The sequence below is a fragment of the Colwellia sp. D2M02 genome (assembly GCF_018860755.1).
Lineage (GTDB): Bacteria > Pseudomonadota > Gammaproteobacteria > Enterobacterales > Alteromonadaceae > Colwellia > Colwellia asteriadis.
On sequence record NZ_JAHKPW010000073.1, the window covers coordinates 1 to 20,584 of the forward strand.

At 36.9% G+C, this 20,584-nt stretch carries 16 protein-coding genes; 8 read left to right on the plus strand and 8 right to left on the minus strand.

Annotated features, from left to right (window positions below; translation table 11 throughout):
• Nucleotides 1–220 precede the first annotated feature (220 nt).
• Together KO495_RS14505 and KO495_RS14510 are read left to right on the plus strand one after the other, a co-directional pair.
• Nucleotides 221–547 carry a hypothetical protein gene (locus tag KO495_RS14505; protein ID WP_215981130.1) on the plus strand — a complete coding sequence of 109 codons (327 nt, stop codon included), beginning with the start codon at nucleotides 221–223 and terminating at the stop codon, nucleotides 545–547.
• 108 nt (nucleotides 548–655) lie between these two features.
• Nucleotides 656–1,354 carry a YafY family protein gene (locus tag KO495_RS14510; protein WP_215981131.1) on the plus strand — a complete coding sequence of 233 codons (699 nt, stop codon included), beginning with the start codon at nucleotides 656–658 and terminating at the stop codon, nucleotides 1,352–1,354.
• Between the two features lie 246 nt (nucleotides 1,355–1,600).
• On the opposite strand, the gene KO495_RS14515 is transcribed toward KO495_RS14510, so the two are convergent.
• Nucleotides 1,601–2,092 (minus strand): Spy/CpxP family protein refolding chaperone, encoded by a 492-nt coding sequence (locus tag KO495_RS14515; protein WP_252738988.1) that lies wholly within the window; start codon nucleotides 2,090–2,092, stop codon nucleotides 1,601–1,603.
• A gap of 196 nt (nucleotides 2,093–2,288) precedes the next feature.
• Between KO495_RS14515 and KO495_RS14520 the strand changes: the two genes are divergently transcribed.
• Nucleotides 2,289–3,083 carry a response regulator transcription factor gene (locus tag KO495_RS14520; RefSeq protein WP_215981132.1) on the plus strand — a complete coding sequence of 265 codons (795 nt, stop codon included), beginning with the start codon at nucleotides 2,289–2,291 and terminating at the stop codon, nucleotides 3,081–3,083.
• Nucleotides 3,083–4,501 carry an ATP-binding protein gene (locus tag KO495_RS14525; protein WP_215981133.1) on the plus strand — a complete coding sequence of 473 codons (1,419 nt, stop codon included), beginning with the start codon at nucleotides 3,083–3,085 and terminating at the stop codon, nucleotides 4,499–4,501. The genes KO495_RS14520 and KO495_RS14525 overlap by 1 nt, the downstream gene beginning before the upstream one ends.
• 113 nt (nucleotides 4,502–4,614) lie before the next feature.
• Here KO495_RS14525 and KO495_RS14530 read toward each other — a convergent pair whose 3' ends face one another.
• The 5 genes from KO495_RS14530 to prmB form a co-directional block, all read right to left on the minus strand.
• Entirely contained in the window at nucleotides 4,615–5,847 is a 1,233-nt protein-coding gene (locus tag KO495_RS14530) for an Nramp family divalent metal transporter (protein WP_215981134.1), read from the minus strand.
• 33 nt (nucleotides 5,848–5,880) lie between these two features.
• Nucleotides 5,881–6,285 (minus strand): rhodanese-like domain-containing protein, encoded by a 405-nt coding sequence (locus KO495_RS14535; protein WP_215981135.1) that lies wholly within the window; start codon nucleotides 6,283–6,285, stop codon nucleotides 5,881–5,883.
• A 107-nt stretch (nucleotides 6,286–6,392) separates the two neighbouring features.
• On the minus strand, nucleotides 6,393–7,547 hold the full coding sequence (locus tag KO495_RS14540; protein WP_252738989.1) for an MFS transporter: 1,155 nt from the start codon (nucleotides 7,545–7,547) through the stop codon (nucleotides 6,393–6,395).
• A gap of 155 nt (nucleotides 7,548–7,702) precedes the next feature.
• Nucleotides 7,703–8,824, minus strand: coding sequence for a chorismate synthase (gene aroC / locus KO495_RS14545; protein WP_215981136.1), 1,122 nt, complete (start codon nucleotides 8,822–8,824; stop codon nucleotides 7,703–7,705).
• 162 nt (nucleotides 8,825–8,986) lie between these two features.
• On the minus strand, nucleotides 8,987–9,931 hold the full coding sequence (prmB, locus tag KO495_RS14550; protein ID WP_215981137.1) for a 50S ribosomal protein L3 N(5)-glutamine methyltransferase: 945 nt from the start codon (nucleotides 9,929–9,931) through the stop codon (nucleotides 8,987–8,989).
• A 64-nt stretch (nucleotides 9,932–9,995) separates the two neighbouring features.
• Between prmB and smrB the strand changes: the two genes are divergently transcribed.
• A complete protein-coding gene (gene smrB / locus KO495_RS14555) occupies nucleotides 9,996–10,637 on the plus strand; it encodes an endonuclease SmrB (protein ID WP_252738990.1) in 642 nt (213 codons plus the stop codon).
• 32 nt (nucleotides 10,638–10,669) lie between these two features.
• Here the strand turns inward: smrB and sixA are convergent, their stop codons facing one another.
• Entirely contained in the window at nucleotides 10,670–11,158 is a 489-nt protein-coding gene (sixA, locus tag KO495_RS14560; protein ID WP_215981139.1) for a phosphohistidine phosphatase SixA, read from the minus strand.
• A gap of 268 nt (nucleotides 11,159–11,426) precedes the next feature.
• On the opposite strand from sixA, the gene KO495_RS14565 reads away from it, so the two are divergent.
• From KO495_RS14565 to KO495_RS14575, 3 genes are all read left to right on the plus strand, one after another.
• A complete protein-coding gene (locus KO495_RS14565; RefSeq protein WP_215981140.1) occupies nucleotides 11,427–14,261 on the plus strand; it encodes an insulinase family protein in 2,835 nt (944 codons plus the stop codon).
• A 143-nt stretch (nucleotides 14,262–14,404) separates the two neighbouring features.
• Nucleotides 14,405–19,123 carry an EAL domain-containing protein gene (locus tag KO495_RS14570; protein ID WP_215981141.1) on the plus strand — a complete coding sequence of 1,573 codons (4,719 nt, stop codon included), beginning with the start codon at nucleotides 14,405–14,407 and terminating at the stop codon, nucleotides 19,121–19,123.
• 331 nt (nucleotides 19,124–19,454) lie between these two features.
• Nucleotides 19,455–19,916: a hypothetical protein gene (locus KO495_RS14575; protein ID WP_215981142.1), complete on the plus strand. Its 462-nt coding sequence runs from the start codon at nucleotides 19,455–19,457 to the stop codon at nucleotides 19,914–19,916.
• A 304-nt stretch (nucleotides 19,917–20,220) separates the two neighbouring features.
• Here the strand turns inward: KO495_RS14575 and KO495_RS14580 are convergent, their stop codons facing one another.
• Nucleotides 20,221–20,448, minus strand: coding sequence for a hypothetical protein (locus tag KO495_RS14580; protein WP_215981143.1), 228 nt, complete (start codon nucleotides 20,446–20,448; stop codon nucleotides 20,221–20,223).
• Nucleotides 20,449–20,584 lie beyond the last annotated feature (136 nt).

The following is a 20,584-nucleotide window of genomic DNA, read 5'->3' on the forward strand; positions in this document are numbered from 1 at the left end:
TGGGTATTTATACAAGGCAGAGCCTTGGTTGTGTGGTTATTCGGGACAATAAGCGCCTGCACTTTCTAATAGGCTACCCCCATGTAGCGTCACATAAAAAGGTAATAACCCAGTAAAAATGACCAACAAACGCTTTTATCTCGAACAAAGTTTAACCGCGAAAGATCAACAGCCCATAGCATAAAACAATGACGACTTGTCTTAATAAAAAGGAAATAGCATGACAACAACTGTAATAGAAATAGTAACCTATCGATTGAAAAGTAACATTGATAAGTCATTACTTAATAATTCACACGAGCAAATTAATACCTTTGTAAAACAACAACCTGGTTTTTTATATCGTTCGATTAGTGAGGATGCTGCTGGCGTTTTACATGATATTGTCTATTGGCAAGATATGGCGTCAGCAACACAAGCGAGCAGCGCTTTTGAGCAATCAGATGCTTGTAAGTATTTAATATCTCTTACCGATGCAGATAGTGTTACTATAAAACATATGCCTGTACTCTCTGAGGCAATGATGTGTGAGTCTAGCCCAGCATAACTGCTACATCAAAACATAGGCTAAAACGCACACTTAACAGGTGCGTTTATCTTATAAGGCCGATAATCCGCTTTATTATTCAACCAATACTAACGTTATATTATTGCTATGCGAAAAGCCGAACGTCTCTTTCAAATACTCACATTATTACGTAGTAGGCGCAATTATGTTACTGCACAGCAACTTGCACACACTTTAGCGGTATCAGAGCGTACTATTTACCGAGATATACAAGCACTTTCTTTATCGGGCATTCCGATTGAAGCTGAAACAGGTGTTGGCTATAAGCTTAAAAATACTTTTAGCTTACCACCATTGATGTTTGACGAAAATGAAGTTGAAGCGCTATTACTCGGCGTGAGAATGGTAGAAAGCTGGAGTAATAATAAAATGGCAACAGCCGCCTCTTCTGCCTTAGCCAAAATACATGCAGTACTACCCGAGAAATTGCATCAAAGTGCAGTACAACAACCTGAGTGGGTCATTGTTCCTAAGTTTTCTCCACAACAGACAGAGCAATTTAGTGAGAAAATATCAACAGCGATTAAAAATTTTAAAATAACCACGCTAGATTATAGTGATGTACACGGCAGCCAAAGTAAGCGTAACATTTGGCCTTTAGGCTTAATTTACTGGGGAAAAACTTGGACAATCGTAGCATGGTGCACAAAGCGGAATGATTACCGTTTATTTCGCTTAGATCGCATCAACTCATTAACGGTAACCGATAGTCAATTTACGACCACGGACAACATTAACCTACAGCATTACATCCGTATTCAAACGGAAAAATATGGTGAATGTTAAAAACTAGTACAACATTCTGTATTGCTCTCTGCCACTAAGATCACACTTATAATTAATTAGTTTTAACTATGTGTATAGTAAGCGTACAGAACATGAATATTAACCTACCACTCATGTTGGCGAAATGCCTGTTGATGTTTTTAAACCATAGAAAAAATCACAGTTTAAAACCATTAAACTGTGATTTTTTGATTATTTACATGGATTAACCTTAAAGTTACAAGTAACGCGGTTCATCATAAATACTTAAGAGCGCTGTTTACGTTTGTGTTTAAACTTTCTTTGACTTTTATTCAATTTTTCAAATTGCTCAGAGGTTAAAACTTGTTTCATTTGAAATTTTGTTTTTGCGCGAATAAGTGCTTGAGCCGCAAATACATCTTGATTACTACTTTGTAGTTGAGTAAAAGCTTGTTCGTCAAAAGTCTCGGCTGAAAGTAAAGTGTTAACTTGCTCTTTATAAGCTTTAAGCGCTGGCTTTAATGCTTCCATTTCAGTTTTACTATTTTGCTTTATCGCTAAAATTTCAGCTTGTTGACTGTCGGTTAAGTCGAGCTTTTTAGCCATACGCTTCATCATTCGCTCACTTTTATGAGCTGGTTTCATATCGCTATCACTGGTCGCAACATCGCCCATCGCTAAACTGGCTCCAGAGAATAACAATGCAGAACACAGTGATGATGCAACCATAATGTTTTTAATTCGACTATTCTTTAAGCTCTTCATAAAATTATTCATAATACTTCCCTCGGGGTAATTTACGCTCACTAATGAATAATATCATTAGCATAATGCGCTTTCGTTAAATTCAATTTTAGTATACTTACCCCTTTGCAAAGGAGTGCAAAGAGAATGTAAAGCTATGTAAAGTTATTTTTTGTTGCTTAGATATCACGTAAACTAACTTCATTATCAAGCAATTATCTTAATCACTATGTTAACAACTGCCGACAAACAACTTACTGACAGTGTTGTAGAAAATAAAAAAATTCTGCTCATTGATGATGATCATGAGTTAGCAGAGTTATTAACCGAATATTTAGCTGGTGAAAATATTACGGTTATCTCTTGCTTAGATGGCGTTGCAGGGTTGGCACAAGCTTTTGATGAAAGTATTGATCTTATTTTATTAGATGTGATGATGCCTAAATTAAATGGCTTTGAAGTATTAAAAGCTTTAGGGGGAAATCATAAAACTCCGATACTGATGCTCACCGCTCGCGGTGATGATAACGACCGTATTTTAGGTTTAGAATTAGGCGCAGATGATTATTTGGCAAAGCCTTTTAAACACCGAGAGCTACTAGCACGTATTAATGCTATTTTCAGACGAATTGCCATTGTGAAAGAGTCGACAAATAGTTCACAAAGCACGTTAGCCTCGCTAGATGGTATCGCGCCAGTTTCAACAGCAACAATGAACAACATTACCGTTAACCAGTTAACAATTAACCACGCCACCCGAGAAGTTCTTAGTCATGGTCACTCCCTCGACCTAACGGGTACTGAATATTTAATTTTGCTTTATATGGTAGAACACCATAGTAAAATCATCAGTAAAGCAGAAATATCTGAACAAGTACTACAGCGTAAACTTAGCTTATATGATAGAACCATTGATGTGCATGTTGGCAATATTCGCCGAAAAATATTAGCAACCACCGACGTTGATAAATTCAAAACCGTTCGTGGTGCTGGTTATGTATTTTTACAAGGAGATATGAGCTAATGTCTGCCATTAAAAAGTTATTTTCTTCTCTGAATTTTGGTATTAGCGCCAAACTATTTTTAACCTTTTGGTTTGTTGTTATATGTTCTATTTCAATAAGTTATGTAATAACATTACAATTACAGCATCGTCCTACTCAAGGTGTAGCGACACCTAAACAATTACACTTACTAAACCAATACGCAACGCAACAAAACAAAAAGATAATTAAGTTAGCCAACAAAGAAAAAAAATTTAACCTAAAGTCGCTTCGTAATCAGTTTGAGCGTAAATATCAGCAGCACTTACTGATAAAAGATCTTGCTACAAATAAAGTTTACCTACCACGTCATCGTGCTTGGCAAGGTATTGAGAAGTATTTAAGCATTAATTCTCTACCTAACCCTGTGACTATCGATTTTGCCTATACCCAAGTTACAGGTGCCAAAGAAATTACGGTCAACAATAAAAGCTACCAGTTGTTTGTTGCTGGTCCCATCGATCGCCAGCAATTTCACAGCATTATTGAGCACTTACCGCTATCAGTGAAGATGATGATTTCCTTAATCATTAGTGCTTTTCTTTGCTGGCTGCTTGCTAAAGCATTTAGTAAACCACTTATTGCGATACAAAAAGCCAGTGATAACTTAGGTAAAGGTAATTTAAGCACGCGTCTTATTGGCTTTGATGAGCGCTCTGATGAGTTTGGCGCAGTCGCTCGCAGTTTTAATAAAATGGCAAGTCAGCTTGAAGACAATATTACCGCGCATCAGCGTTTATTAGGCGATGTATCTCATGAACTGCGCTCTCCTCTTGCACGATTACAGTTAGCAATTGGTTTAGTAGAACAAAATATAGGTAATACCGAGGAGCAACAAAGGCACCTTAATCGTTGTGAAAATGAGGTTGATCGCTTAGATACTATGATAGGTGATGTGTTAACGCTTTCTCGACTTGAGCATACCAATACCACAGATCACTTTGAGTCCATTCAATTAGTAAACTTAACTCAACAAGTGGTGGACGATTGTCAATATATTGCCAATACAAAAAACGTCATAATAACGCTAGCAAGTGATGAAAAATATTCACTTAATGGCGATAAAAAGCTTCTCATTAGTGCAATTAGCAACGTACTTAATAACGCCGTAAAGTATGCACCTGAACATAGTACTGTCAGTGTTGAGCTAACATTGGTAACTGAGAAAATATGCTTAACGGTTACCGATCAAGGTACGGGTGTACCTGATAATATGCTAAGTAAACTCTTTACGCCTTTTTTCCGTGTTGCTGATGCAAGAGACCGTAATAGCGGCGGTACCGGTTTAGGTTTAGCCATTGCCCAACAAGCAATCAAGCAACACCAAGGAGAAATATATGCACAAAATACCCAGCCCTGCGGGTTAATGGTGTCGATAGTACTTCCTTTACAAAGCTAAAATATTTTCTTAAAAATAGCTCAATAAAGTTATCCTCTTTTTCATAAGGTTCACTTAAATATGAGTAAGCTATCACTTAATTACCGGTAAGCTATCACTTAAGTATCGGTAAGCTATAACAAGCCAAACGCCGACATTAAGCTGCGAGCGCTTAATAAGAGCGTAACTAACACCACCAATAAACCAAGTAAGTTTTGTAGCTTAGTGTTTTTATGTTGCCCTAATGTTGCGCTATTCATCATCCATAAGAGAAATAATGAAATCAGTGGTAACAGTACTCCATTAGCAACCTGTGCCACCCATATCACTTCAATAGGTCGATAACCTATACTCGCAATTAACACACCCAGTAATAAAATAACAAACCAAATACTCTTAAATTGCAAAGAGCTAATCTCTTTATTGAGATTTAAAATGCCACTTAAAGCAAAAGCTGCCGCTAATGGTGCGGTTACGGCTGATGATATACCGGCGGCAAACAAACCTACCGCAATAAAAATACCCGCATGTTCACCAAAAACAGGTGCCAGTGCTGGTGCAATATCAGCCGCATTAGTGATTTGTATTTGTTGACCAAAAAAAGCACTAGCGGCGGTTGAGGCTATCGCAATTGAGATCAAACCACCTAGAGGGATGGCAAAATACAAATCCTTTCTTGCATCACCAAGCTGCTCAACGTTTTGCCATTTTTTACTCGCACTAGCACTATGTAAAAAGAGGTTATACGGCACAACGGTAGTTCCAATTAATGCAATAACCGTTAACGTAGCCCCTGTAGGTAAGCTCGGTATTAATAAGCCTGAGAAAAACTCACTCCAGTCAATGGGAACCATCATAAAGCTCGCCAAAAAGGCAATACTCATAACGGTAACTAATAAAATTAACGCTTTTTCAATAAACTGATAGCTACCGCTTGCTAAAATAAATAATGCAACAGATCCTATAACGAGCGGCCAAAGCGATATTGTTTCCAACATGTTTCCTTGAAGCCACTGTCCTTGGCCAAAAACATGAATTAAACCAAGGCTAGCCCCTGAAATATTACCACCTTGATAAGCCGCATTACCCACTACAATAGCGCTAACAACCAGTAATACTGCTAATATTTTAACTAATGGGTTTGTGCACGCTAAGCGAATATTTTCACCTAACCCTTGTTGAGTAACAACACCTAAACGGGCGGCCATCTCTTGTAAGATAATGGTCGCGATTACAGAAAAAACTAAAGCCCACAGCAAACTGAAACCATAATTTGCGCCAGCCATTGTTGCCGTAATCACAGTACCAGGACCAATAAATGCAGCAGTCACTAACACTGCTGGACCAATTTTAGGAAATTTAATCATTATTTTTATTCTTATTATAAAGTTATCGAAGAGCTACTTAACGCTACGCTTTACTTGTGGTAAATCACTACTTTGCCAGCCATTAAAGTCTCCGGTTAAATGATCTAACTGACTAAAGCCTTGTTTAAGCAACGCTGTTGTTGCTATATCAACTCGCCGACCTGAACGACAATAAAGAACAATTTGCTGGTGCTGGTAAGCCAATAACTCATTTAGACGTGAGTTAATCTCGGTATGAGGGATATTAATTGCTCCAGGGATGTGCCCTTGAGCATACTCCTCTGCCGATCTAACGTCGAGTAATAGCGGTTTATCAGCTTGTTCCATTAACGACAACAATTGTTTTTGCGACACCTCAACCGCTAAACTTGTTGAATGAGCCAACAAGAAAAATACAGGTAGCATTATTATCATCAGTGTTTTTTTAAGGTTTATCATATTTTTTCCTGATTTTTAATCGGTATTACTCGTCTATATTTATTATCTATATTTATTACCTATATAAACAAGGGGTTAAAAAGCTAGACGCAATAAAGCAAAATTAATTATGTTATTTTAGGCTTTAATCTTAACATGATAAGTGTTCCTAACAACGCACAAGCAGCCGCAAAAGCAAACGCTGCATTAACACCTGCACCATCAAGCCATAAAATACCAGTAATATAAGCGCCTGTTGCACCGCCAATCCCGTAAACACCACCAACATAAATGCCTTGCCCTCGACTTTGTTGACGCTGAGTAAAATGGTTGGAAATAAAGGCCATACTCGCACTGTGATAAATAGCAAAACTTGCTGCATGACTTAACTGAGTAATAGCCAATAAATAAGGATTAGCGCCAATCAAAGGTAATAAAAACCAGCGCAGTGCGGTGACTCCTAAACTAAAAGTTAACAAGAGTTTTAACGAGCAATGTTTAAAAATACGCCCCATGTAAATAAAAGCAACAATTTCAGCAATAACCCCAAGAGAAACAAATAAACCGATAGAAAAATCGGGATAGTTTAACTCCCGTAAAAATAATGCAAAAAAACCATAATATGGTGCGAAACTCATTTGTAATAAAACACCGGCCAAAAAGAATACTATAAAATTAGCATTGATTATTTTATTCCAAATAGCGACGTTCATTAGCTCACTACTTTCACTATTTACCCGTTTTCTCTTATTATTATTGAGTGCCAAAGTACAAATAAATAACGCCAACAGCATCAAAGCCCCTAAAATAACAAACGCTTGATTTGAGAAGTAACCTATCGCATGCCCCGTAATAACTGCTAAGACAATAAAACCAATACTGCCCCATAGTCTAACTCGGGCGTAAATTTTGGCGTTTTTACGTAGCTTAGTTAATGTGTGCACTTCTAACTGCGGTAAAATAGCGGTCCAAAACAAGCTAAATGACGCTAAGGCAAGAGCAATAGTTCCATAAGTGCTGAGCCAAAATAAACTACTAAAACACAATAAAGCTAATAACGCTCCTACCCTAATAATTAGTATTTGCTGCCCTGTTTTATCAGCCAGCATCGACCATAGGCTTGGCGCTATAATTTTAGTGACGGTAAAAATAGCTAAAATCTCGCCTATTTCTCGAGAAGTAAAACCTTTACCATCAAGAAATACAGAAAGAAATGTGGAGACTAAGCCTAATAAAGAAAAGTAAAAGAAATAACTTAGTGATAAACGTGAAAATAATGTCAAAGTGGATAACCTTGCAAAGAAATTAATATACCAAGATAGAAACGCCTGTAATAGCAACAAAAAAGCAACGCCTAAACGTTGCCTTTAATTTTTTATAACCTAACTATTACCTACTCATGAGCTCAGATGTTCACGAATAATTTAGGGTACCAAATTTACTTCTCAATATCTGGTGTTATACAGTTTACATCAGCATTTTGACCACGGTGACGTAAATAATGATCCATTAAGGTTAATGCTAACATTGCTTCAGCAATAGGTACTGCGCGAATGCCAACACAAGGATCGTGACGACCTTTGGTAATAATGTCGGTAGGCTTGCCCTCTAAGTCAACAGTTTTACCGCTTACACCAATACTTGAAGTTGGTTTTAAGGCAATATGCGCAACAATATTTTGTCCTGATGAAATTCCCCCTAAAATACCACCTGCATGATTTGAAGCAAAACCTTCAGGCGTTAACTCATCTCTATGCTCAGAGCCTTTTTGGTTTACAACCGCAAAACCATCACCTATCTCAACACCTTTTACTGCGTTAATGCTCATTAAGGCGTGCGCCACCTCAGCGTCTAGACGATCAAAAATAGGCTCGCCTAGTCCCACAGGAACATTGCTGGCAATAACCGTCACTTTAGCGCCAATAGAGTCTTTCGCTTTAATAATCTCACGTAGATGTTGGTCAAGTAGCTCAAGTTTGCTTTCATCAGGAAAGAAAAATGGATTTTGCTCAACTTTTTGCCAATCAATAGTGCTTAAGTCAAATTGACCGCCATCAGCAGCGGTAGCACTAATATCACCAATTTGTGTCACACATGCTTGAATTTGAATGCCAAATTTATCTGCTAAGTATTTTTTAGCTACTGCACCCGCAGCAACACGCATTGCTGTTTCGCGTGCTGAAGAGCGACCACCACCACGGTAGTCTCTTAAGCCATATTTTTGCCAGTAGGTGTAATCGGCATGACCAGGACGGAAACTTTGCGCAATATTACCGTAGTCTTTTGACCGCTGATCGGTATTTTCAATCATTAACCCAATAGGCGTACCGGTAGTTTTGCCTTCAAAAACACCCGAGAGTATTTTTACTTCATCAGCTTCACGGCGTGCTGTGGTGTAGCGTGATGTGCCAGGTCGACGACGATCTAAATCAAGCTGTAAATCACTAGCTGATAGTTCAAGCCCAGGTGGGCAACCATCAATAATGGCACCTAAACCCAAACCGTGACTTTCACCAAATGACGTTACCGTAAATAGCTTTCCGAAGGTATTACCTGACATTTACTTTTACCACCTATAAGTTATTGTTTTATTAAATCTTATTATTAAAATGAATTTCACGCATATTTTATGGGTATATTTTACGTGAATTTTTCACATGAGTTATTTACATAAGTAATGACATCAATATTGAGTACATTACGCTATTAATTTCTCTGTTAATTATTCTGTTAATAGCGCTGCATTAAAAAGTGCTGCATACTTAACTAACTGCGCTTTAGTTAGCATGAATACACCATGACCACCGCGTTCAAATTCAAGCCAAGTAAAGTCGACTTTAGGATAAACAGCTTCAACATGCACCTGTGAGTTACCCACTTCACAAATTAATATACCATCATCACTTAAATGCTGAGCACTTTGCGCTAAAATAACGCGTACAATATCTAAGCCGTCTTCACCACAACCTAAGCCCATTTCAGGCTCATGCGTATATTCTGCTGGTAGGCAGTCAATATCGTCTTGGTCAACATATGGTGGGTTACTAACGATTAAATCATAAATTTGTCCTTCAACCCCAGAAAAAACGTCAGATTGAATTGGAATAACTTGTGCATTTAAGCCATGATTTTCGATATTCAATTGCGCTACATTTAAGGCATCAACAGATAAATCAACCGCATCAACCTCAGCTTCTGGAAAATAGCTCGCGCACGCTATAGCAATACAACCGCTACCTGTACACAAGTCTAAAATACGCTGCGGTGGCTTATCTGCATTAATATAAGGCGAGAATTGTTTTTCAATCAACTCACCAATAGGCGATCGCGGCACCAGAACACGCTCATCCACATAAAAAGGTAACTCAGCAAAATAAGCAAGGTTAGTAATATAAGCAACAGGTACTTGCTCTGTAACTCGACGTTCAAACAAGCTAAGAATATTTAGTTTTTCTTGTTCGATTAAGTTACAACTCATCACTTGATCGCTCAACTGCTCAGGTAAAGACAATGCGTGCATAACCAAGGTAAGTGCTTCGCTTAAAGGATTATCATTACCATGACCATAAAACAGCTCAGCTTGATTAAATAAACTTGCGCCGTAACGGCAAAAGTCAGCAATAGTATGAAGCTGCTTGGTTATTTCAGTAGAATTGGATTCGATCACTCTTTTTCCTAAGGTGTTTGTTAACACACGTTGTATTTAAAAATAAATGTTTTACACTAACGCCATGAAAAATATTGACTCAAAAGCCGCGTTCAAGGCAATTAAAAAGCAACTACGCTCAACAGAAAAAACTGTTGTGTCCGCTCACAATAAAACCACTACCACAGTCAAGGATAGTGCGATAATTGATGATGATAAAAAGTTATTCAGTGATGCGGTAGGTAAAGTAAAACCTATGGTTATTGACACCATACATTATGTCAAAACGTCGGGCAAATCAAAACGCCCTAGTGACAATAAAAAGACAGATAAAATGGTGGCCCAGTTTCACTTTTCTGATGAGTTCGAGCCAAATTTAACCACCCAAGGGCCAATGAAATATGTGCGTGAAGGTGTTGATAGTTTTGAGGTTAAAAACCTACGCCGTGGCCACTACACACCGGACTTAATTCTAGATTTACATGGTTTAGACCAGCATAAAGCCAAAAAAGAGCTTGCCGCTCTGCTGTATGCTTGTCAAAAAGAGCATGCACAATGTATTTGTGTTGTTCACGGCATTGGCTCGCATGTATTAAAAAACAAAGTGCCACACTGGCTGGTACAACACCCTGATGTTATGGCATTTCATCAAGCGCCACTTGAATGGGGTGGTAATGGCGCATTACTTGCCCTGATTGAGTTAAAAGATAAATTCAATCGAGATTAGCCTGTTACCTTATCTTAAGGTAAAGCAAACAATTAAAGATCGTGTGGCGATATCATACGTACAAATTCACCACGCATACTTTGCGTATCATAATCAATTTGAGCAACACCTGCTGTCGCAAAAATAGGCGCGTGCTCACCTTGAGTAAGCTCTGCCACTAAATAGCTTACTAATGGCATATGCGAAACAATCAGCAACGCCTGTTCGGGTACTTCGACATTATTCGGCGATAAGCCATCAATAAAGTCATGTAACTGCTTAGCACTTCCTTCAGGCGTAATAAAATCCAAAGTAATAGCGTTTATATTAATATTTTTCAGTACTTGAGCACATGTTTGTTGTGCTCTAACAAAAGGGCTAACAAAAATATGATTAAAATGAATATTCATTTTAGTCAGCCAATTCGTCATCAATTGCGCTTCAAGTTGCCCTTGTGTTGTTAAGGGTCTGTCACTATCACTGTGAAAGTTATGACCAATGAAGCCCTCGGCTTCTCCATGGCGCATTATATATACTTGCATTAAGTCTCCCGCATAAATTAGCGGATAAATTCAAACATTTAGCGATAATTTTTTCACTTTATCGTGATTAAATAGTTAGATATAGAATAATTTTGCGGCTATAGTAATAGAATTAACGGCACTTTAATAACAACTGTTAAGAATATAATAGATGTTAGTTATTCCTTAAGGTAATTTAGAAAGTGATTTTGTCAATAATCCCCTTCTTTTTATTCATATTTTATCGCGATACGCTTTGCTGTTTAAAGTGTTCTTAGGAGCTCTAATTTTGAAGCAAAGTCCTAATGATTTAAAAAAATATCAAGCTATTACCCTAAAAAATGGTTTGCGGGTTTTACTGATTCACAATAATGAAACAACTAAATCTGCCGCTGCGTTAGCGGTTAATGTAGGTCACTTTCAAGACCCTGAAGATAGACAAGGTTTAGCTCATTTTTTAGAGCACATGTTATTTTTAGGCACCGAAAACTTCCCTGATGGTAGTGAATATCAAAAATTTATTAATCAGTACGGCGGCTCACATAATGCGTGGACAGCAACAGAGCATACTTGTTTTTTCTTTGATATTAATCACCAATATTTTGAACCTGCCTTAACGCGTTTTAGTGAATTTTTTACCTGCCCTTTACTGTCAAAAGAATTTGTCATTAAAGAGCGACAAAATATCGACGCTGAATTTGCCTTAAAATTAAAAGATGATATTCGTCGTTTATATGATGTGCATAAAGAAACCATTAATCAAAAACACCCATTTTCAAAGTTTTCTGTTGGTACGTTAGATACCTTAGCAGACAGAAATGGCCAATGTATTAGTGGTGAAATTCAAGCATTTTTTAATACCTTTTATCGCGCTGATTATATGACATTAGCACTTGAAGGGCCGCAATCACTTAAAGCGCTACAAAACTTAGCAGAGCAATTATTTGTTAATATAAAGTCTGCTTGTGAGCCACTACCTAAAATAGAGCAACCGCTTTATTTACCTAGCCATCAAGGTATTAAAATAAATGTTTGTCCTGTTAAAAATGATCACCAATTAATTATTAGTTTTGCCATGGAGGGTATTGATCAATACTACCAAGACAAACCAGAATCTGTGTTAGCCTACTTACTTGGTCATGAAGGTAAAGGCAGTGTTTTATCTCTGCTAAAAAAACAGCAATGGGCTATGGGGTTAACCGCGGGCTCGGGAATCAACGGATCTAACTTTAAAGATTTTAATATTTCAATTCGCTTAACTGAGCTAGGCGAACAACATATTAATGATATTATTGATATTGTTTGTTGTTATATAGCGACATTAAAAGCTGACTCCATCCCCTCACATTACTATCAAGAAAAACAAAGTATTAGTGAGTTATCTTTTCTGTACCATGAAAAGTCTCACCCGCTAGATAGCGTTAGCCAACTCGTGTTGAATATGCAGCACTACCCTGTTGAAGACTATATTTTTGGCGACTATATCATGGCAGGTATTGCACCTGAGAGAACGACTAAGTTACTTAATGCGCTCAATGTTGATAATATGCGTATTATTCATGTTAGCCAAAAAAATTCATTTAATACTCGAAGCTTTTGGTACCAAGTCCCTTATCAAGTTAACGAAATAGAGCTTAAACAACTTAACCATTGGCGCAAGTTATCAATGGCTGAAACTGCTTCCCCTTGGTTTAGTGAGCTTTTTCTACCAGAGAAAAACCCTTATATAGTTAGTCACCCAAAGCTTTATAGCTCAGCATTAGACAACGTCAGCACCGATAACAACAAAACGAAATTAATTCCCCAAAAAATTGTCAACGAGAATGGTTTTACGGCTTGGTATAAACAAGATTGTACCTTTAACGTCCCTAAAGGTTATTTATATATAGGTATTGACTCCCCGTATGCTATCACCAGTTATGAAAATATTGCCATGACTCGGTTATTTGTAGATTTATATACTGATACTGTAATTGAAGAAAATTATGACGCTGAATTAGCAGGGATTCATTATCACTTATATGCTCACCAAGGTGGGGTAACATTACAATTATCAGGCGTTAGCGAAAAGCAAAATTTACTATTACCTAAACTGCTCACCAGATTGAAACAACATCAGGTAAGTCAATCTCACTTTGAATTATTCAAACGACAAATAATTAAGCAATGGCAAAACAGCAACAAAAGTAAATCTATTTCTCAACTATTTTCAAATTTGAGCTCGTTAATGCAGCCTAATAACCCCAGCACTGTCGAACTTATATCGGCATTAATGACTGTCACTTACGCTCAATATCAACAATTTTGTCAGCAACTTTTTAGTAAAGTTACTATCGAGATGCTCATTCATGGCAATTGGTTACCTCAACATGCCAACGATATTATTCTCAATGTCAAAAATGCCTTTATTGGTGCGGTTGATGATAGCTACGCTGTGCAGTGCCCAGTTATCGATATCCACAAACAACAGACATTGTTATTACCAATTTCATTAGCTGACCATGATCATGCCAGTGTTATCTACAATCCAATGCTTAGTAATGATAATCAAAGTATTGCGCTAGCCATGATCACCAGCCACTTACTCTCACCATTGTTTTTTCAACAAATGCGCACTGAAAAACAATATGGTTATTTAGTCGGTGTTGGTTATGTGCCAATAAACCGTTATCCAGGTATCGCTTTTTATATTCAATCGCCTCATACCGATGCAATAGCATTAATTAATGCTATGGATGACTTCATTAATTGTGCAGAGAAAAACCTGCAAGAAATCAGTGCCAACGATTGGCTTGAGCTGACACAAGGCTTAGCAGGACAGTTACAAGAAAATGATCAAAACTTACGGATTAAAAGCCTACGGTTTTGGTCTGCTATTTGTAATAACGATCAACTATTTGAACATAAGCAGCAATTAATCAAAACAATAGTTAACGTAAAATTAAATGATGTAATTCAATTTATTAGAACTACTATCATGCCTAGCACTACCCCTGATAGAGTTGTTATTTACTCTTTAGCTGAGCAAGACAAAAAGCAAGAAAATCGCGAAAAAGTACAGTTAAATGGTAAAATAATAAACAACCTGAGTGAATTCGTAAAAAAAAGCCAAAGAAAGTTTTAAAATTGCCGATATAAGCAACAGCTTAGATTGACTTGGGCTGTTGTATGTTTTGTAATGACAATGCTTATATTAATAATAATAACAATTATCTTTAACTAACTGCTCCCATTACATTAAGTTAGTGCTTTTAATAGGGTTTACCTTTGCTTTTATTTCCTTTGCCTTTTTTGAAACAGAATGTTGTACGCCTTCTTCTTACCAAGTTAATTCCTATTAGCGCTACTATCACTTTGTTTATTTACAGTTTTTTATTCAGCGTACTTATTAGCTTCCCTGTAGTTGCAGATCCTACCTCTCAAAATCATATCCATAAAAACATTAACGATTTCCAATTAAAATTTAGTCAGTTTTCAGCAAATGAAGGCTTATCGAGCAGTAATGCTTTTGCCATTACACAAGATCAACAAGGTTATTTATGGATTGCAACAGAAGATGGTTTAAATCGTTTTGATGGTAAAAACTTCCAAGTTTATCGACACGATATTGCCGATGCATTCTCTATTAGTGACAATGTCATTCGTAAAATCTTTATTGATAGTAATAATACCTTGTGGATAGGTACTCAAAATGGACTAAGCCGCTACAATAGAGAATTAGATAACTTTGATAACTTTCATCACGACGTTAATGATGCTAACTCACTCAAAGACAATATTATTTGGGATATTTACCAAGACCAAAATCAACGCTTGTGGGTGTCAACCAGTACCGGTGTCCAAAGCCTAGATGTTACTAATCTAAAGCAGTCTGAACTTAGTTTTCAGACTCTTAAGGTACACGACTTTAAAGGCTCTTTGCTTGAAATAAAAACGATTTATCAAGATAAGCAAGGTAATTATTGGTTGGGCAGTTACGGGCATGGTATTCACCTTGTTAATAATAACTTCTATTATGTTGGCTCACTACAAGGAGATAATAAATACAAGTTATCCATTGATGCCACTGCGCTTTTTGATTTAAAAGAAATCGATGATAGCATTTGGCTAGCAACCGATAATGGTTTGTTTGTTATTGACCACCACTACAAGTTAAGTTCGCATATTTTTGCTAGAGATAATAACGAATACAGTAATACAGACGCCCTAAATAAAAACCTACCGACATTATTATCTAATCATATCAGGGCCATTGAACAATACGATGATAATAATATTTGGCTTGCGACTAATGACGGGTTAAACATCATTAACCTGCTTAACGGTACTATTAGTAGTCATACAAAAAGCGCCTATAGCACTTCTCTTTCTGATAACTGGTTAATGGATATATTTAAAGACGCTAATGGCACAATGTGGTTAGGTAGTTATGGTGGAGGGCTTAATAAATATTCACCGTTAAACTCTATGCTTTACCATGGGTTAGCTGAAGTTGATAATATAACAAAGCATAATTACCGAGTAGAGTCGTTTACTCAAACAGATAGTGACGCTGTATATTTATCAACCGAACAACAAGGGGTTTTCAAATTAGAAAATAATGCCATTTACCAAGAAAACTTCAATATACCTAGCGGAGTTAGGCAAATTCTGAGTGGTAAAGACACTTTATGGATATTGTCACGCGAAGGGTCTTTATATCAGAAAAGTACACTCACTAAAAACAACGAAAAACATCAATCTTGGGACTACCTTTCTGGTTACTCTACTCACCAACTCGTTTATGTTATCAACAATCACCTTTGGTACTTAAATACCAAAGGTATGTTAACAAGTTATAACACTAGCACTAAAGAGTTTAGTACCCACCTTGATCAAGAAAGTAATATATTTTCGAAGCTTCATAAAGATGGTAACAGCAAGCTATGGCTTATTTCTCAAGACAATAATATTGTAACTTATGATCCACAAGCCTTACTATTTAGCCCACCTTTATTAACACTAAATAATGATATTAACAGTGAAAAAATAACCAGCATTGCGATCAGTCAACAGTACATATGGCTGGGATCGGATTCTCAAGGCATCACACTCATTGATAGGACATCAAACAAACATATTACGTTTAATGAAAAGAATGGTCTTAAAAATAATTATATTGCATCGATTCTTATCGACGATCAAAGCAACGCATGGATCGCAACAAATAAGGGTATTAGTGTTATTTCTTCTGAAGCTAATAGCATTCTTCATTTTGATGCTGATTTTTCATTAAATATGCCTGAATTCATAAAATACTCAGCGCTTAAAAAACAAAATGGTGAGCTGTATTTCGGTAGCCCTACAGGTTTTTATCAGTTTTTACCAAGTGAATTATTAAGTATTACTCAAGTAATCAATCCTCCCCTATTTACCAATTTATACATTGCCAATAAAAAAGTAAAAATACAGCAAAACCCGACTATTGAGCAAAGCGATAAAAATAATAAAAAAGCACCTTATACATTAAGCAAGCAGCTCAATAGTTTAACGAAAGTCATTTTAAGACACAGCCATTCTCCCGTGAGTTTTGAATTTGTATCACCTAATACAAAATTACCTCATCAGCTCAATTATCATTACCGATTACAAGGTCTCGAGAGTGACTGGATTGAGGCAGATAAAAACAACTTAAAAGCCACATATACTAATTTAGCCCCTGGCAATTATACGTTTGAAGTACAGGCCTATGACTCTCAAAGTGCTAAAATAAGTAGCATAAGTAAATTGCAAGTTCATATATTAGCTCCTTGGTGGTTAACGAACAGTGCTATTTTTATTTACCTTTTATTGTCTTTATTATTTATTAGTTTTGTTTTCCAACAAGCACGCAACAGACGCTTATATCATTTAAAAATCAAACAAAATGAAGAGCGTTTAAAGCTATCTCTATGGGGTAGCGGCGATGAAATGTGGGATTGGAATATGCTCTCAGGAAAAGTATTCCGCTCTAATATTTGGGGTAAGCTTGAGTTTCCACAAGATGGTAGCCGTAATACTTTACCGCAGCAGGCAAATAGTCCCCATATAACCCAATCACCTGAAAGTAATATTCACCACCATGATATTGTTCGAGTTAAGCATGAGTTGAACGAGCATATCAAAGGGTTGAGTAATCATTATGAAGCGGCTTATCGCGTACAAGATAAGGATGGTAATTGGATTTGGGTACTCGATCGTGGAAAAATAGTAGAGCGTAATGAGCAAGGTAAGCCTACTCGTATGACTGGCACGCTTAAAGATATTAGCCAAATTAAAAATACCGAAGAAACCTTAAAACTGTTTGCGCGCTGCATTGAAAATATTTCTGATGCGGTTGTCATTTATGATAAAGACTTCATCGCTGTAGATGTTAATAAAGCCTTTGTACAAATTACAGGAAAAACTCGAGAGCTAATGATTGGGAAACCGCTGAGCTTTAGTCAATATCCTGATAAATTTTGCGAAAGTATCAAGCAACACCTGATAACTAAAGGTCGCTGGCATGGTGAAATTGAAAGCCTTCATCAAAATGAAGATAAATACTTTACTGACCTTAATATTGACGTTATTTATGATGAAGACCAAAGTATATCTCACTTTGTCAGCGTTTTTTCAGACATCACTAAACGAAAAGCTACCGAAAGCGAACTGCGTAGGCTTGCCAGTTCAGATACTCTGACAGGCTTACCTAACAGAACCTTTTTTCAACTGCACCAAACCAAGCTCGTTAAAAATGCTACACCTCATGCACTATTAGTGTTTGACTTGGATAACTTCAAAAAAATCAATGACTCATTGGGACATCAAGTAGGCGATGCTATTTTATGTAAAATTGCCGAGCGTATTGTTAATATCGGCCGCCCACAAGATACTGTCTATCGTTTAGGTGGTGATGAGTTCAGTATATTAATTGAAAACACTAACGATATTCATACTATTACTAGCATATCCAATGAAGTATTACTGTGTATTGCTATGCCTTTTAAATTAAAAAACCAAGAAATTGTACTTTTTAGTAGTATTGGTATTGTACTATACCCCGACGATGGATTGAGCCCTCATGAACTCTTAAAAAATGCCGATACCGCCATGTATCATGCTAAAAATGCTGGTGGTAACCGTTATCAATTCTTTAACGAGTCGATGAATAAAGAAGCAGTGCATCGACTGCAAGTTGAAACCTTAATTCGTCATGGTTTACGCGAAGATTCATTCTCTGTTTACTACCAACCTAAAATATCGATTAAAACAGGCCAAGTAGCAGGTATGGAAGCCTTAGTACGCTTTGAAACACCAGCTAAAGGTATTATTAGCCCCGCAGTGTTCATACCCGTATCTGAAGAAACAGGGCAGATTATTGATATAGGTGAAATTGTTTTACGTAAAGCCTGCTTTGCTACAAAAAAGTGGGTAGATGCTGGTTTATTCAACGGTCGTGTCGCAGTAAACCTTTCAGCAGTACAATTTACTCAAGCTAACCTTGTCGCTTTAATTGCGAGCATATTAAAAGAAAGTCAATTACCGGCTAAATACCTTGAGTTAGAAATAACCGAAGGTACAGTAATGAATGCCCCACAAAAAGCTATTGAAACAATGAACCAGATACGTGATATGGGTATTCATTTATCGCTTGATGATTTTGGTACGGGTTACTCTTCGCTAGCCTATTTAAAGAAATTTCCTTTAAATACTTTAAAAATTGATAAAGCGTTTGTTGACGATATTGAAGTATCAGAGCAAGGAAGAAATATGGTTGCCACTATAGTTACCATCGCTCATAACTTAACAATGCAAGTCGTTGCAGAGGGCGTTGAAACCAATAAGCAACTCGACTTTTTATCCTCTCTTGGTTGTGAGCAGTTACAGGGCTATTTATATAGTAAACCTTTACCCCGTGATAATTTCCATCAATATTTAATTTCACATCAGGTTACTCAACAATCAACCTCATTTAATCAGTTATAAAAGATCTTATTTTATAGCTGATTAAATAAACGGCCCATTATCAGCCCTTCGAGAGATCATGCTGAATAAAACAGCCAATAACGTACGTCAATATAATGACACTTGAAAAATAAATATTACTCACAACAACTTAAGAGCCACTCATATACCTTTTAATAACCATTAACGTTAAATATACTCGTAAAACGCCATAGAAACTAGGCTCCACAAGTAACACCTCCCAAAAAAATCACATAAAACAAACATTAGAAATACATCTTGGCACAACTTTAGCATTACCTAGTTTGATAAATAACTTAAGTCAAATTAAATTAATAAAAAAGGAAATCTTATGTTTAGTTCTATTCTTCTTTCAATGGCAGTATCAATGACACCTTCTTCTCAAGTGGCGAATGTTTCTGAAGCTACAGCTAACACATTAAAAACTCTTGAAATTGCAGCTCCACGCGGCGTTATTCGTATTGGTGATGCTCGTGGTACACGCCGTCTTAGCGCTGATAACGCTTTAGAACTACAACAAGTAGGTGATGCACGCGGTACACGTCGTCTTAGCGCTGATAACGCTTTAGAACTAAAACAAGTTGGTGATGCACGCGGTACACGTCGCCTTAGTGCTGATAACGCTTTAGAACTACAACAAGTTGGTGATGCACGCGGTACACGTCGTCTTAGTGCTGATAACGCTTTAGAACTACAACAAGTAGGTGATGCTCGTGGTACTCGTCGTCTTAGCGCTGATAACGCTTTAGAACTACAACAAGTTGGTGATGCACGCGGTACACGTCGTCTTTAATCTGAAATATTACTCGGAGTGAGCATGCTTAAATTAATTAAAGCACTATTTACCCCAAGTGCGACTAAAAAAGAAAATCCCATTGCAGCGGCAGTTGAAATAAAAGAAACCTCAGCCAGTCGTTGGTGGTGTTAATTAATAACGCTTTGATATTAATCACCTCACATAAAGGGTGTTAATAAAATAAAGTGAATAAAAAAGCTAATATATCAACAAGATATATTAGCTTTTTTTATGTCTTAATACTTAGCTGGTATATAGCAAGTGTTAACTTGACAGTCGTTATAGTCGTTATAGTCGTTACTTATGCGCGAAAGCGCGCCACACTCAAATAACCGCCCGCAACAGAATAATAATGATTAAGCACCATACGCTTTTTCATCGAAAACATTGGCCATAATACTGGGCCTAAAATAAAGCCGCCAATCGCCCAACGTTTACGTGGCATACCCGCGCATAAAGAGTGGTAGTAATAAAAACCACTTGAGCAAAAGCCAATCAGAAATAAAATACCTAAAGCAAGTAGTGACATAAGAACAACAACTAAATATTCAAGAGCAAAATAAAAACGGTCGCTAATATAGCGAACAATATTTTATTTTTCAACCAAGAAGACTATAAACCAATCAAACATTGAGCATATGTTAAACATACGTTATTCATAAGTT

Coding starts and splice junctions, on each gene's coding strand:
- KO495_RS14530 (WP_215981134.1), bottom strand. CDS start 5,847: ATGATTAAATTTCCTAAAATTGGTCCAGCAGTGTTAGTGACTGCTGCA.
- KO495_RS14580 (WP_215981143.1), bottom strand. CDS start 20,448: ATGTCACTACTTGCTTTAGGTATTTTATTTCTGATTGGCTTTTGCTCA.
- sixA (WP_215981139.1), bottom strand. CDS start 11,158: ATGCAAGTATATATAATGCGCCATGGAGAAGCCGAGGGCTTCATTGGT.
- KO495_RS14535 (WP_215981135.1), bottom strand. CDS start 6,285: ATGATAAACCTTAAAAAAACACTGATGATAATAATGCTACCTGTATTT.
- aroC (WP_215981136.1), bottom strand. CDS start 8,824: ATGTCAGGTAATACCTTCGGAAAGCTATTTACGGTAACGTCATTTGGT.
- KO495_RS14515 (WP_252738988.1), bottom strand. CDS start 2,092: ATGAATAATTTTATGAAGAGCTTAAAGAATAGTCGAATTAAAAACATT.
- KO495_RS14510 (WP_215981131.1), top strand. CDS start 656: ATGCGAAAAGCCGAACGTCTCTTTCAAATACTCACATTATTACGTAGT.
- KO495_RS14525 (WP_215981133.1), top strand. CDS start 3,083: ATGTCTGCCATTAAAAAGTTATTTTCTTCTCTGAATTTTGGTATTAGC.
- KO495_RS14520 (WP_215981132.1), top strand. CDS start 2,289: ATGTTAACAACTGCCGACAAACAACTTACTGACAGTGTTGTAGAAAAT.
- KO495_RS14505 (WP_215981130.1), top strand. CDS start 221: ATGACAACAACTGTAATAGAAATAGTAACCTATCGATTGAAAAGTAAC.
- KO495_RS14575 (WP_215981142.1), top strand. CDS start 19,455: ATGTTTAGTTCTATTCTTCTTTCAATGGCAGTATCAATGACACCTTCT.
- smrB (WP_252738990.1), top strand. CDS start 9,996: ATGAAAAATATTGACTCAAAAGCCGCGTTCAAGGCAATTAAAAAGCAA.